The 13,817-nt window shown below is 71.4% G+C and carries 12 protein-coding genes and 2 tRNA genes; 11 read left to right on the forward strand and 3 right to left on the reverse strand.

All coding sequences use genetic code 11. The features are described 5' to 3' along the window. Nucleotides 1-40: 40 nt before the first annotated feature. Nucleotides 41-1,108 carry a hypothetical protein gene (locus tag EV284_RS13325; RefSeq protein ID WP_130333614.1) on the forward strand — a complete coding sequence of 356 codons (1,068 nt, stop codon included), beginning with the start codon at nucleotides 41-43 and terminating at the stop codon, nucleotides 1,106-1,108. 10 nt (nucleotides 1,109-1,118) lie between these two features. Here the strand turns inward: EV284_RS13325 and EV284_RS13330 are convergent, their stop codons facing one another. Continuing rightward, nucleotides 1,119-2,207, reverse strand: a complete 1,089-nt coding sequence (locus EV284_RS13330) for a M48 family metallopeptidase (protein WP_130333616.1) — start codon at nucleotides 2,205-2,207, stop codon at nucleotides 1,119-1,121. A 101-nt stretch (nucleotides 2,208-2,308) separates the two neighbouring features. Here EV284_RS13330 and EV284_RS13335 point away from each other — a divergent pair, with 101 nt between their 5' ends. From EV284_RS13335 to EV284_RS13370, 9 genes are all read left to right on the forward strand, one after another. Then, on the forward strand, nucleotides 2,309-2,473 hold the full coding sequence (locus tag EV284_RS13335; RefSeq protein ID WP_130333618.1) for a hypothetical protein: 165 nt from the start codon (nucleotides 2,309-2,311) through the stop codon (nucleotides 2,471-2,473). 128 nt (nucleotides 2,474-2,601) lie between these two features. After that, nucleotides 2,602-2,766, forward strand: coding sequence for a hypothetical protein (locus tag EV284_RS32675; RefSeq protein WP_030814997.1), 165 nt, complete (start codon nucleotides 2,602-2,604; stop codon nucleotides 2,764-2,766). Nucleotides 2,767-2,821: 55 nt separating this feature from the next. Continuing rightward, the gene (gene nadD, locus EV284_RS13340; RefSeq protein WP_130333620.1) at nucleotides 2,822-3,499 is read left to right on the forward strand and encodes a nicotinate-nucleotide adenylyltransferase; all 678 of its coding nucleotides are present in this window, start codon (nucleotides 2,822-2,824) and stop codon (nucleotides 3,497-3,499) included. Between the two features lie 16 nt (nucleotides 3,500-3,515). Continuing rightward, a complete protein-coding gene (locus tag EV284_RS13345; RefSeq protein WP_130333622.1) occupies nucleotides 3,516-5,213 on the forward strand; it encodes an LCP family protein in 1,698 nt (565 codons plus the stop codon). 159 nt (nucleotides 5,214-5,372) lie between these two features. Next, the gene (rsfS, locus tag EV284_RS13350; RefSeq protein WP_130333624.1) at nucleotides 5,373-5,816 is read left to right on the forward strand and encodes a ribosome silencing factor; all 444 of its coding nucleotides are present in this window, start codon (nucleotides 5,373-5,375) and stop codon (nucleotides 5,814-5,816) included. Next, nucleotides 5,816-6,484, forward strand: a complete 669-nt coding sequence (locus EV284_RS13355; protein ID WP_130333626.1) for a histidine phosphatase family protein — start codon at nucleotides 5,816-5,818, stop codon at nucleotides 6,482-6,484. The genes rsfS and EV284_RS13355 overlap by 1 nt, the downstream gene beginning before the upstream one ends. 107 nt (nucleotides 6,485-6,591) lie before the next feature. Continuing rightward, nucleotides 6,592-6,664, forward strand: a tRNA-Ala gene (locus EV284_RS13360). A 320-nt stretch (nucleotides 6,665-6,984) separates the two neighbouring features. Further along, complete coding sequence (locus EV284_RS13365; RefSeq protein WP_006136074.1) at nucleotides 6,985-7,218, forward strand: hypothetical protein; 234 nt, start codon at nucleotides 6,985-6,987, stop codon at nucleotides 7,216-7,218. Nucleotides 7,219-7,323: 105 nt separating this feature from the next. Continuing rightward, nucleotides 7,324-7,396 (forward strand) — tRNA-Ala (locus EV284_RS13370). Nucleotides 7,397-7,507: 111 nt separating this feature from the next. Here EV284_RS13370 and EV284_RS13375 read toward each other — a convergent pair. After that, nucleotides 7,508-9,118, reverse strand: a complete 1,611-nt coding sequence (locus EV284_RS13375) for an NADH-quinone oxidoreductase subunit NuoF family protein (protein ID WP_031183656.1) — start codon at nucleotides 9,116-9,118, stop codon at nucleotides 7,508-7,510. After that, the gene (locus EV284_RS13380) at nucleotides 9,115-10,308 is read right to left on the reverse strand and encodes a cytochrome b/b6 domain-containing protein (RefSeq protein ID WP_207229020.1); all 1,194 of its coding nucleotides are present in this window, start codon (nucleotides 10,306-10,308) and stop codon (nucleotides 9,115-9,117) included. Before EV284_RS13380 ends, EV284_RS13375 begins: the two co-directional genes overlap by 4 nt. Before the next feature lie 402 nt (nucleotides 10,309-10,710). Here EV284_RS13380 and leuS point away from each other — a divergent pair, with 402 nt between their 5' ends. Next, the gene (gene leuS / locus EV284_RS13390) at nucleotides 10,711-13,602 is read left to right on the forward strand and encodes a leucine--tRNA ligase (RefSeq protein WP_130333628.1); all 2,892 of its coding nucleotides are present in this window, start codon (nucleotides 10,711-10,713) and stop codon (nucleotides 13,600-13,602) included. Nucleotides 13,603-13,817: the final 215 nt, after the last annotated feature.

Genomic DNA, 13,817 nt, shown 5'->3' on the forward strand with positions numbered 1-13,817 from the left:
AGCGCGTTTACCCGGGGCCGCCGCGACCTACTCTGAAGGTATGGGCGGGCCTGGAGACCCACCGGAGGGCACACCCGAGGGCGCTTCCGGCGGTGCCGAGGACGAGTACCGATCCGTCGTGTTCGACGAGTCGTTCGTCCGCGCTGCCCGGCTCCAGGAGTCCTCCGCCCGCGAACGCGTCAGCGACCACGCCCCCGCCGTACGCCGCCGCCCGCCTCTGCGCCGGGGCATCACCCGGCAGGCCATGGTGCTCCTGCTGCTGCTCGCCGTGGCCTTCGGCACCGCCGTCTTCATGGGCTTCCGCCACCCGTACGGCGCAGCCCCCGTGAAGAGATCCACCGAGCCGCTGCGCATGAGCGTCGTCCCCCTCGCCCCGCGCGGCCCGGTGCCCGGCGCCCCCGACGCCCGGACGCTGTACGCCCGCAGCCCCGCGGCCCGGTTCGCGGTGGGCCTCGCCGGGATCCCGCTGCCCCCCTCCCAGCCCACCGCCCACTTCTCCGACAGCCAGGTCCTCGCGGCCCTCGACACCGCCCGCAAGTACGTCCTGCACTCCGCGCTCGACCCCGACGTGCTCACCGGCCGCCAGGTACGCCCCGTACGGGCCCTGATCGCCGCCGACCAGCTCGACCAGTTCGACCGGAGCATGGACGCCCCGGCGGCCGACGGCAGGCACGCGCCCACCGGCTGGATGGTCCGCTTCGACCCCGCCCGCACCGCCCTGGCCGCCGACGACATCCGCACCCGCGGCGCCCTCACGGTGACCGAGACCGACGCGGCCACCCTCCAGGTCGTGGCCGACGGCACCTTCGTCTACGCCGTGCGCGCGGCCGGCACCGAGGGGAAGACCCCGGTGTCGCTGTTCACCGTGCGCCGCGAGCTGACCTTCCGCTTCGACCGCGACACCCTGCGCATCGGCCAGACCCGGCTGACCGTCTCCAGCACCCAGGCGGGCCCGCTCTCCTGCGCCGCGGACACCGGCGCCTACCTGCGTCCCCTGCTGGCCGGCGAGCACGCCGAGGCGGGCGGACCGCCCGGCACCGACCCCTACGGGACCGCCGCCCCTTCCCTGTGCGGCACGCTGGCCGACAGCGCCCAGCCGCGCGGGTGAGCGCGGCTGCTCACGCCCCTGTCGGGGCGTCCTTCGCGGGACCGTCCTTCGGGGCCTGCCCGGTGAAGCCGTTGAACCCCCGCTTCACCCGGCCGCCCAGGTCGCCCGCGCCGCCCGCGAGGTCCGAGACCAGCTTCATCAGCGGGTCCTTGCTGGTGCGCACCTCGTCGGCGTAGCTCGCGGCGGACTGGCGGAAGGACTCGCCGACGCGGGCGTCCCCGTCCTCCTCGCGGCGCGGGTAGTGACCGTCCATGATCCGCTGGAAGTCGCGGGAGCCGGCCCACTTCTTCAGCTCGGCCGCCCGGATGGTGGTGAAGGGGTGCGAGCGGGGCAGCACGTTCAGGATCTTCAGCACCGAGTCCCGCAGGTCGCCCCCGGCCTCGTACTCCTCGGCCTGCTCCAGGAACGCGTCCACGTTCATCTCGTGCAGGTGGTTGCCGCCCGCGATCTTCATCAGGCCGCGCATCGACGCCCTGAGGTCCTGGCCCACCAGCAGTCCGGCCCGGTCGGCCGACAGCTCGGACTTGCGGAACCACTCCCGCAGCGCCGTCACGATCGCCATGATCGCCACGTTGCCCAGCGGAATCCACGCCACCTTCAGTGCCAGCGAGGTCAGGAACAGCAGCACCGTGCGGTACACGGAGTGGCCGGACAGCGCGTGGCCCACCTCGTGGCCGACGACCGCCCGCATCTCCTCCTCGTCCAGCAGCTCCACCAGACCGGTGGTCACCACGATGACCGGCTCGTCCAGGCCGATGCACATCGCGTTCGGCTTCGGGTCCTGCGTGACGTACATCGCCGGGACCTTGTCCAGGTCGAGGATGTAGCAGGCGTCCCGGAGCATGTCGCCGAGGTGCGCGAACTGGCGGTCGGAGACCCGCACCGAGTCGGACAGGAACAGCAGCTTCAGGCTCCGCTCGGGCAGCAGCCCGCTCAGCGCCTTGAACACCGTGTCGAATCCGGTCAGTTTCCGCAGCGCCACCAGGGCGGAGCGGTCCGCCGGGTGCTCGTACGCGCGCGAGGAGATCCCCGGGAAGCGGCTGCGGTTACGGCCCGGCACCCGCTCGTGGCCGGCCTGCTCGTGACGGTCGTCGGACATGTCTTCCCCCTGCGTCTCGGATAACCCGCTGCGCCCCCCGGACCGGGCCCAGCCTAGGCGGATATACCGTGGACGGGCAGCACCCCCGAAGGAGTCATGTCATGGAGCACCACCCCGCAGCCGCCTGGCTGACCGAGGCCGCGTCGAGCGCCGCCCAGCAGCAGGGGCCGGGCAACCTGCTCCGGATCGTGCTGATCGTGATGGTCGTGGGCTGCGCGCTGACCGGCTGGTTCCTCCTGCGCGGCTACAAGCAGAAGGACGACTGACGCCTCCCGGGGGTTCCCGCCGGGCCCCGCACGCCCCTTTGCCGGAGTCGGCGTGATCGCCGAGGGGGTGCCCGCTTACGATGGGCAGACGTCTTTATCCCGCCCACACGCGATAGGTCACGCCGAAGATGAGCCTCCACAGCACCGCTGCCCAGTTGGTCACTCTCGCCGCCGAGGGCGCAGAGCACGGCGGCAACCACAACAGCCTGAACCCCGCGATCACCGGCGGCGGCGCCCTGTTCATCCTGCTGCTCCTGCTGTGGATCACCACCCGCTTCAACCGCGACCGCTGAGGCCCGGCCGGTCCCCGGCGAGAAGGCGCAGGCCGGGCCGGTAGGGTCTGCACGCATGGGAGAGCAGGACATGCCTACCGGTCCGGCGGAGAGCACCGTCGACGCACGGCCGCGCAGCACGCCGGACCACGGTCCCGCCCGCACGGGCCGGCGCAGGCTCGGCGTCATGGGCGGCACCTTCGACCCGATCCACCACGGGCACCTCGTGGCGGCCAGTGAGGTCGCCGCGCGGTTCCGGCTGGACGAGGTGGTGTTCGTGCCCACCGGCCAGCCCTGGCAGAAGTCGCACCGGGCCGTCTCCCCGGCCGAGGACCGCTACCTGATGACGGTCATCGCCACCGCCGAGAACCCGCAGTTCTCCGTCAGCCGCATCGACATCGACCGCGGCGGCCCCACCTACACCGTGGACACCCTGCGCGACCTGCGCGCCCTCAACCCCGACACCGACCTGTTCTTCATCACCGGTGCCGACGCCCTCGCCCAGCTGCTCACCTGGCGCGACTCCGAGGAACTCTTCTCCCTGGCCCACTTCGTCGGCGTCACCCGCCCCGGCCACCAGCTCACCGACGCCGGCCTGCCCGCGGGCGGGGTCTCCCTGGTCGAGGTGCCCGCGCTGGCCATCTCCTCCACCGAGTGCCGGGCGAGAGTCGCCAAGGGGGACCCCATCTGGTACATGGTCCCGGACGGGGTCGTCCGCTACATCGACAAGCGCGAGCTGTACCGCGGCGAGTGAGCCGAGAGGGGCACCGGTGAACGACCGATACGAAGCTGGGTACGGCGAGGACGGCTACGGAGGGGACCAGTACGAGATCGTCGGCTATGACGACTACGGTCGCCCGGTCTACCAGCAGGTCCCGTCCCGTCAGCAGCCGCAGCAGCAGCAGGCCTACGACCCCTACGGGCACCAACAGGGCTACGCCCAGGGCGGTGACGGCACCGGGCGGCAACAGCCCATACCGCCCGGCTACGACCCCTACGGGACGCGGCAGGCCCCCTACGACCCGTACGGGGCCGCCACCCAGGACCCCGGACCCGGCTACGACCCCTACGGGCAGGCCGCGACCAGCGGGCAGCAGCCGAGGGTCACCGAGCAGACGGCGTACATCCCGCAGCAGACGCGGCCCGATGGCGGCGCCGAGCCCGCGCCACCCGTGGCCGAAGGGCAAAAGGCGGGCGAGGACGGGGAGTTCGCCTTCGTCGAGGAGCCGGACGGCGAGTCCGAGGACGTCATCGACTGGCTGAAGTTCACCGAGAACCGCACGGAACGCCGCGAGGAGGCCCGCCGCCGCGCCCGGAGCCGGATCATCGCCCTCGGCGTGGTCCTCGCCCTGGTCGTGGCGGGCGGCGCCGGCTACCTCTGGTACGCCGGGAAACTGCCCGGCGTCTCCGCGCCCGGCACCGCGACGGGCACCACCGTCGCCGCGGGCGCCCAGAAGCGCGACGTGATCGTGGTCCACCTGCACGACACCGGCAAGCGCGGCACCTCCACCGTCCTGCTGGTCGACAACACCACGACCAAGCGCGGCAGCACCGTCCTGCTCCCCAACTCCCTCGCGCTGAGCGACGATTCGGGCACCACCACCACGCTCGCCAAGTCGGTGGACGACGACGGCTCCTCCGGCACCCGCGACCAGCTCGACACCGTCCTCGGCACCGACATCCAGGGCACCTGGCGGCTGGACACGCCCTACCTCCAGAACCTCGTGGAGCTGGTCGGCAACATCGAGATCGACACCGACACCGACGTGCCCGACCCGGACGCCAAGGAGAAGGGCGCCGCCCCGCTGGTGCACCAGGGCAGCGACCAGACCCTCAGCGGCAAGGCGGCCGTCGCCTACGCCACCTACCGGGGCCCCGGCGAGACCGAGAACGCCCAGCTCAAGCGGTTCGGCGAGGTCATGCAGGGCACGCTGCGCAAGCTGTCGTCCGACCCGTCGGCCGCGACGACCACCGTGCAGACCCTCGCGCAGATCCTCGACCCGCCGCTCACCGACAAGGACCTCGGCACCTTCCTCGCCAGGCTGGCCGACCTCGCCAAGGACGGGAAGTACCGGACGGTCCCGCTGCCGGTGCAGGGCGACGGCACACTGACCGCCGGGACCAGTGACAGCGTGGTCAAGGACATCCTGGGCGGCACCGCCAAGAGCCCCGACGCCGGCTCCGCGGTCCGGGTCGCCGTGCAGAACGCCACCGGCGCCAAGGACGACACCGAGAAGGCCCGTGTGACGCTGCTCGGCGGCGGCTTCGGGTTCATCGAGGGCGGCACCGCCTCCGGCGCCCGGGCCGCCTCCGAAGTGGTCTACTCCGACGCCGCCGACAAGCAGAACGCCACCGAGGTCGCCAAGACCCTCGGCCTGCCCGCCGCCGCGGTGGCCAAGGGCGCCGTCTCCTCCGGCGCCGACGTCCTCGTCGTCCTCGGCCAGGACTACCGGCCCGCCGCCTCCTGAACCGAGCGGCACACCCCACGTGAGCACCGGAACACGTGGGGTGGGCCCGGCCGCGCGTGAGACCCTTGGAGTCCCGGTGCCTCCGGAAAAGCGCCCCGCGCCCGGCGGCCCGCCTCCAGTCTTCGCAACCACACCCCGTCCTCGAACGAAAGCCGCACAGTGACCGCCACCGACCGTTCCCTCGAACTCATCAACACCGCCGCCCAGGCGGCCGCCGACAAGCTCGCCCACGACGTCATCGCCTACGACGTCAGCGACGTGCTGTCGATCACGGACGCCTTCCTGCTGGCCTCCGCGCCGAACGACCGCCAGGTCCGGGCGATCGTCGACGAGATCGAGGAGCGCCTGCTGAAGGAGCTCGGCGCCAAGCCCGTCCGCCGTGAGGGCGACCGCGAGTCCCGCTGGATCCTGCTGGACTACGTCGACATCGTCGTCCACGTCCAGCACAGCGAGGAGCGCGTCTTCTACGCGCTGGAGCGCCTGTGGAAGGACTGCCCCGAGCTGGAGCTGCCCGAGGAGGCCCGCGCCACCCGCGGCAAGGCCGAGGAGCACGCCAAGCTGCACGCGGACGAGGCCGGTGACGAGCCTGGCCAGGAGCGCTGATGAGCGCCACCGGTGAGGTGACCGACCGCACCGGCCGGGGCCGCCGCGTCATCCTGTGGCGGCACGGCCAGACCGCGTGGAACGTCGAACGCCGCTTCCAAGGCACCACGGACGTCGAGCTGACCGCGACCGGCCTCGCCCAGGCCCGCCGGGCCGCCCGGCAGCTCGCCTCGCTGCGCCCGGACGCGATCATCGCCTCGGACCTCAGGCGCGCCTCCGACACGGCCGACGAGCTGGCCGCCCTGACCGGCCTCGATGTCGTCCGCGACGAGGCGCTGCGGGAGACCTACGCGGGCGTCTGGCAGGGCCTGACGCACGAGGAGATCATCGCCAGGTTCGGCGACGACTACGCCGCCTGGAAGCGCGGCGAGCCGGTCCGGCGCGGCGGTGGCGAGCTGGAGACCGAGGTCGCCGACCGGGCCGCCCCCGTCGTGCTGCGGCACACGGAGAAGCTGCCCGAGGACGGCACCCTCGTGGTGGTCAGCCACGGCGGCACCATCCGTACGACCATCGGCCGGCTGCTCGGCCTGGAGTCGCACCACTGGGAGAGCCTCGGCGGCCTGACCAACTGCTGCTGGTCGGTGCTCGGCGAGGGTGCCCGCGGCTGGCGGCTGCTGGAGCACAACGCCGGCACCCTGCCCGAGCCGGTCCTCGGCGACGACGACTGAGCCGCGCCGAAGCCCCCTGGTCGGGGCCTCGGGACCCGGATTTCACTTTCCGGCAGGTCACAGGCTAAAGTTCTTCTTGTTCGCCCCGCGGAGCGGGAAGAACGCGAGGGGCTATAGCTCAGTTGGTAGAGCGCCTGCATGGCATGCAGGAGGTCAGGAGTTCAATTCTCCTTAGCTCCACAGATCGACACTCCTGGTGAGTGATCAGAGATCGGTGATGAAGATCCCGTCCCTTCGAGGGGCGGGATCTTCTGGTTGTCCCCGCTCGGCCGTTCGCTTGAGTCGTTCGCGTTCCATGGTCGTATACCTCGGCGAACGGTCTTCGCCCAGGGGCGACCGTGTCCGGACCGGTACTGAGGCGTCGCTGACCGTGCAGGCCCGGCCGTGGCAGAATCAGACGGCCGGAAGGGGGCTCGGCCCGACGGGAGGGAGTGGCGATGCCTGCGAGCATCCTTGGAGGTTCCGCGCACGTGGCCCCTGGCCACAGCTGGAGCTGAGCGATGGGTGCACACAGGCGGAAGTGCGACTGGTGCGGAAGCGGCACCCCGATCGTCCGCGACATGGAGCCGATCAACCCCGACTACCAGTACTGGTGCGAGGAATGCGCCCGGGCGCTGATCATAAAAGGCGACCCCATCGAGACGTACCGCGAACTCGAGGGGGAGCCGATCTACGGCCGGCTGCTGGAGGAGCACTGCACGCTCAAGCGGTTCTACTCCTTCGTCACGGCATAGCGGACATCGCGGCATAACGGACATCACGGAACCGATTTGGTGTTCCACCCCGGGGTCCGTGTAATGTTGGCATCGCCGCCGGGGAAACCGGGCGGAAAGCAACAAGGGGCTATAGCTCAGTTGGTAGAGCGCCTGCATGGCATGCAGGAGGTCAGGAGTTCAATTCTCCTTAGCTCCACAGAAAACGAAGGCGGACCGTCGTAAGGACGGTCCGCCTTCGTCGTGTTCGCAGTGGTCATTCCGTGGCCGGGCGGGCCGTCCCCTCTCGGGGGCGGCCCGCCCGGCTGTGTCAGCGGCCCAAGGCGCGCCGTCCCCGGCCCTGGGAAACCACCGGGAGGTTCCGGGCGGGCGCCTGGCCGCGGGTGTCCTCCTCGATGCGCAGGGCGAGCGCCGGACAGCGGCGTACGGCGCGCAGCGCCTTCGCCTCCGCGTAGCGCGGGACCTGGGCCTGGGCGACCGTCGGGAAGCCGTCCGCGCCCAGCTCGAAGACCTCCGGGAGGATGTCCGCGCAGAGCCCGTGGCCCCGGCACAGCGTCCAGTCGACGTAGATCTTCTGGCGGCTGCCGCCGGACTCCTCCGGCGCCGCGCCGCCCGTGATGCCGGCGGGGAGCTTGCCGTCCTCGAACAGCGGCAGCACGCCCTCCACGGGGCGTCCGCAGCCGTTGCCGAGGACATGGGCGGCCAGGTCGTCCGTGAACGCCTTGATGGTCGACTCCAGGAACATCGCCGAGCCGTCCGGGTGCGAACACGCCCCGCGCCGCTTCACGTTCTTGGCGACCTGCTTCAGCGCCTCCAGCGCGGCCGGGCCGCCGCCGTTGATGATGTCCTCCATGCCCCGCGCGGCGGCGGGGAGTCCGAGGTAGCACGGGCCGCACTGCCCGGCGCTCTCGTCGGCCAGCCACTGCGCCACCCGCAGCGACTCGCCCAGCGGGCAGGTCTCCTGACTGATCGGCAGGATCGCGCCCGCGCCCAGCGCGCCGCCCACCGCGTCCAGCGAGTTGCGGGAGACGACCGCCTCGTTCACCGTCGCCGCGTCGATCCACTTGCCGTGGTAACCGCCGGTCAGCACGCCCTGCGGCACCGGCGGGGCACCGGCGAGCTGGAGGATGTAGCGCAGCGGCACACCCGTCGGGGCCTCGATCACCATCGGGCGGGCGACCGCGCCGGACACCGTCAGCATCACCGTGCCCGGCTCGTCGTACAGACCGGTGTTGCCGTAACGCTCGGGGCCGATGCGGGCGGCGATGGCCAGCTGGGCGAAGGTCTCGGCGTTGGAGAGCAGGGTGGGGACCCCGCCGACGCCGCTCTGCGAGGCGCTGATCTTGCGGCCGGGCGGGATCGCCGGGCCGCCGTCCACCGAGCGGATCAGCGAGGCGGCGGCGCCGGTGACCATGCGGACCGGATTGCGCTGCACCCAGGCGCGCAGCGCCGAGCGGCGCGAGTTGCTCAGGCCGCGCTCGGCGAGGGCCGCCTCCATCGAGCGCTGGGTGGACTCGCGGGTCACACCGATCACCAGCGTGCGCGCGCCCATCGCCTCGGCGCACAGCAGCGCGCCGTCCAGGATGAGGTGCGGTGCACGGTTGATCAGCACCGTGTCCTTGCGGCAGGCCGGCTCGTCCTCGCTGCCGTTGACGACGACGACCGGGCGCACCCCCTTCTTGATCGCCGACTCGGCGACCGAGCGGAGTTTCTTGTGGAAGGGGAAGCCCGCGCCGCCGCGCCCCTTGAGATGGATCTTCTCGGCCAGCTGCGCGAGCTGCTCACCGCCGAGCGGCTCGAGCGGCCCGTGCACCTTGAGATGCATGGGCAGGTCGAGTCGCTCCACAAGGTCGAAACCCGACGTGAGCTGGGGAAGTCCGACCACGCGGACTTCGGGGACGTCGGGAAGGGCCTCGTTCACCTATGGCCTCCGGAAGGCGTGTTCCAGGGCTCGCCCGAACCCGGCGCGTCGTATCCGGCGCCGGGGACCGCTTCGGAGGCGGGGCCGCTGTTGAACGTTTCGGAGGAGTTGTACGTCCCGTAGCGGGCGTTCGTCTCACCGGTGTTGTACACATCACTTCCGCCGTATCCGGGGGTGCCCGGATTGCCATAGGCGGGGATGTTGTATCCGGTGTCCTGCATCGGGTCGTAGGAGGAGGGCGGGGCCTCGCCGACCGGGGGCGGGGACGGCACCGGCCAGCTCGACGCGGGTCCGGCGGTGTTCACCGTCTGCCGGGCGGTGCCCGGCCCGCCCGCGGTGCGGTAGGCGGCGGCGAAGCCGGGGTCCGGAGCGGGGGCGGCCGGGGACTGGTACAGCGGGCCCGCCGGGGCCTCGGGGGCGCGGCGGGGTTCGCGGCGGTTGTCGAAGCCCGGTTCGTTCCGGCGGCTCCGGCTCGCCTCCAGGCGGTCCAGGTCGGAGGCCTCGGCGCCGCCGAAGAGGCCGACCAGGCGGTCGGCGAGCCGGCGCTTGACCGGGCGGGGAGCGGAGCGCAGCGCCAGGCCGGCCATCACGCCGAGCAGGGAGAGGCCGTAGAGGATCACGAAGACCGGCTTGGCCTGGCGGCCCGCGTACAGGCCGTGCACCAGGGCCGCGCACCACGCCGGGTAGGCGAGCATGTGCATCGCGCGCCAGCGGGCGGCCACGGGGGCGGGGGTGGCGAAGTTGCTGCGCAGGGCGCCGGTGACGCCGACGAAGACCATCAGCAGGCCGGCCAGGGAGCCCAGGCCGATGAGGCCGCCGCTGCCGGTGACCCCGAGGGAGAAGGGGATGAGGGCCGCGATCAGCTGGGTGTGGTCCAGCGCGATCTTGGTGGTGATGTGCAGCAGCAGGAACGCGATCGAGCCGACCGCCGTCGTCCGGTGCACCGCCTGGCCGATGATCCGCTGGCGGGTGTTGAGCAGCACCCGGTCCTGGGCCACCAGGCCCCAGATGACCGAGCAGCTCAGCGAGACGAGGGACAGTACGCCCGCGCCGAAGTTAAGGAACTCTTGGAACTGACTGCCTCCCACCAGCACGACCACCGGTATGAGCAGCAGGACGACAGCGGACGCCACCCCGTAGGCCGACCGGCCGGGCTTGGGGAGCGAGCTGTTACTACGACGAGGGTTCATGGGGGCAACTCCGAGCAGTTTCGGGAAGGCGGTCCCGCTGCCGAACTCTAGGTGGAGCCATACCGATCAGTACGAGGTTTGAGTTATTGCGTTGTTATCAAAGGACGAATCACCTGCGGCGTCGTCCCTTAGTGACTGTTACGCGAAGTAATCCTTGACCCGGATTCAGATCTGGCGGCCGTACGGACATGTCTCACCTGCATACGCACGCGCGTCGCGGCTTGCTCAAGGGCTGCGGTACCCTAGCGCCATGCGTGCTGTACGCCTTCTGCTTAGCGAGCCGCGCTGATCAGTACCGACCACCGGTCGCACCGGACGGTCGGCATCGGCGCGGCGTCCCCTCCTGTGTGAGGGGCTTTTTCGTTTCCGCGGGCAGAGACGATCGATGGAGCTTTGAGGATCATGAGCGAGACGAACCCCGCCGCCACCGCTGCCGCGTCGGCGGAGGCCGCGCCGCACCGCTACACGGCCGCCCTGGCTGCCGAGATCGAGGCACGCTGGCAGGACTTCTGGGACGTCGACGGCACCTACGCCGCGCCGAACCCCACCGGCGACCTGGCGGACGACGCCGAGCTGGCGGCGAAGCCCAAGAAGTTCATCATGGACATGTTCCCCTACCCCTCCGGCGCGGGCCTGCACGTCGGCCACCCGCTGGGGTACATCGCCACCGACGTCTACGCCCGCTTCCAGCGCATGACCGGGCACAACGTCCTGCACACCCTGGGCTTCGACGCCTTCGGCCTGCCCGCCGAGCAGTACGCGGTGCAGACCGGCACGCACCCCCGCGTGTCCACCGAGGCCAACATGGAGAACATGAAGGCCCAGCTCCGCCGGCTGGGCCTGGGCCACGACAGGCGCCGGTCGTTCGCCACGATCGACCCCGAGTACTACAAGTGGACCCAGTGGATCTTCGTCCAGATCTTCAACTCCTGGTACGACGACGAGGCCGGCAAGGCCCGTCCGATCTCCGAGCTGGTCGCCCTCTTCGAGTCCGGTGAGCGCCCCGTACCGGGCCACACGCGCGCGTGGAGCGAGCTGACCGCCGCCGAGCGCGCCGACGTCCTGGGCGAGTTCCGGCTGGCCTACGCCTCCGACGCGCCGGTCAACTGGTGCCCGGGCCTGGGTACCGTGCTGGCCAACGAGGAGGTCACCGCCGACGGCCGCTCCGAGCGCGGCAACTTCCCGGTCTTCAAGGCCAAGCTGCGCCAGTGGAACATGCGCATCACCGCCTACGCCGACCGCCTGCTGGCGGACCTGGACGGGCTGGACTGGCCCGAGGCCATCAAGCTCCAGCAGCGCAACTGGATCGGCCGCAGCGAGGGCGCCCGCGTCGACTTCCCCGTCGACGGCGAGCGCATCACCGTCTTCACCACCCGCCCCGACACCCTGTTCGGCGCCACCTACATGGTGCTGGCGCCCGAGCACCCGCTGGTGGAGAAGTTCACCCCCGAGGCGTGGCCCGAGGGCACCCACGAGGCGTGGACCGGCGGGCACGCCACCCCGGCCGAGGCCGTGGCCGCCTACCGCGCGCAGGCCGCCGCCAAGTCCGACGTGGAGCGCCAGGCCGAGGCCAAGGACAAGACCGGCGTCTTCACCGGTGTGTTCGCGGTCAACCCGGTCAACGGCGAGCAGGTCCCGGTCTTCATCGCCGACTACGTCCTCATGGGCTACGGCACCGGCGCCATCATGGCCGTCCCCGCCCACGACACGCGTGACTTCGCGTTCGCCCGCGCCTTCGACCTGCCGATCCGCTGCGTGGTCGAGCCCACCGACGGCCGCGGCACCGACACCGCCACCTGGGACGACGCCTTCGCCTCCTACGACGCCACGCTGGTCAACTCCGCCGGCGAGTCCGTCACCCTGGACGGCCTGGCCGTCCCCGAGGCCAAGGCCCGCATCACCGAGTGGCTGACCGAGACCGGCATCGGCGAGGGCACCGTCAACTTCCGGCTGCGGGACTGGCTGTTCAGCCGCCAGCGCTACTGGGGCGAGCCCTTCCCGATCGTCTACGACGAGGAAGGCATCGCCCACGCGCTGCCCGAGTCGATGCTCCCGCTGGAGCTGCCCGAGGTCGAGGACTACAGCCCGCGCACCTTCGAGCCCGACGACGCCGACACCCAGCCCGAGACCCCCCTCTCGCGCAACGACGAGTGGGTCCACGTCACCCTGGACCTGGGCGACGGCCCCAAGAAGTACCGCCGCGAGACCAACACCATGCCCAACTGGGCCGGTTCCTGCTGGTACGAGTTCCGCTACCTGGACCCGCACAACGACCGCGCGCTGGTCGACCCCGCCATCGAGCAGTACTGGATGGGCCCGCGCGAGGGCATGCCGCACGGCGGTGTCGACCTGTACGTCGGCGGCGCCGAGCACGCCGTACTGCACCTGCTGTACGCCCGCTTCTGGTCCAAGGTCCTCTTCGACCTGGGACACGTCTCGTCCGCCGAGCCGTTCCACAAGCTGTACAACCAGGGCATGATCCAGGCGTACGTCTACCGCGACAGCCGCGGCATCGCCGTCCCCGCCGCCGAGGTCGAGGAGCGCGACGGCGCCTTCTGGTACCAGGGCGAGAAGGTCTCCCGGCTGCTCGGCAAGATGGGCAAGTCCCTGAAGAACGCCGTCACGCCGGACGAGATCGCCGCCGAGTACGGCGCCGACACCCTGCGCCTGTACGAGATGGCGATGGGCCCGCTGGACGTCTCCCGCCCCTGGGACACCCGCGCGGTCGTCGGCCAGTTCCGGCTGCTCCAGCGGCTGTGGCGCAACATCGTCGACGAGAACACCGGCGCCCCGACCGTCACCGACGCCGAGCCCGACGAGGACACCCTGCGCGCCCTCAACAAGGCGATCGACGGCGTCGGCCAGGACCTGGAGGGGCTGCGCTTCAACACGGCCATCGCCAAGGTCACCGAGCTGAACAACCACCTGACCAAGGCGTACGGCAGCGGCGGTGCCCTGCCCCGCACGGTCGCCGAGCCGCTGGTGCTGATGATCGCCCCGCTGGCCCCGCACATCGCCGAGGAGCTGTGGCGCGCGCTGGGCCACACCGACTCCGTCGTCCACCAGGACTTCCCGGTCGCGGACCCGCGCTACCTGATCGACGAGACCGTGACCTGCGTCGTGCAGATCAAGGGCAAGGTCAAGGCCCGCCTGGAGGTGCCGCCGAGCATCTCCGACGAGGAGCTGGAGAAGGCCGCCCTGGGTGACGAGAAGGTCGTCGCCGCGCTGGCCGGGGCGCCGATCCGCAAGGTGATCGTGCGGGCGCCGAAGCTGGTGAACATCGTCAGCGGCTGAGACGCCGTGCCTCGCCGGGCGCCCACGCTCCGGGCGCCCACGCTCCGGGCGCCCACGCTCCGGGTGCCGGCGCGAGTGTCGGGGTGATCCCCTACGGGCAGGTTCCGGGTTCCGGTGGAACCCGGGGCCTGCCCGCTGCGTTTACCGTGGAGACGGTGGAGAAAGAGGCGGCGCGGAGCGAGGCGGCTCGTGGCCGCACCCTGAGGAGGAACGCG

This window comes from Streptomyces sp. BK022, from assembly GCF_004217355.1.
Classification (GTDB): Bacteria; Actinomycetota; Actinomycetes; order Streptomycetales; family Streptomycetaceae; genus Streptomyces; species Streptomyces griseoluteus.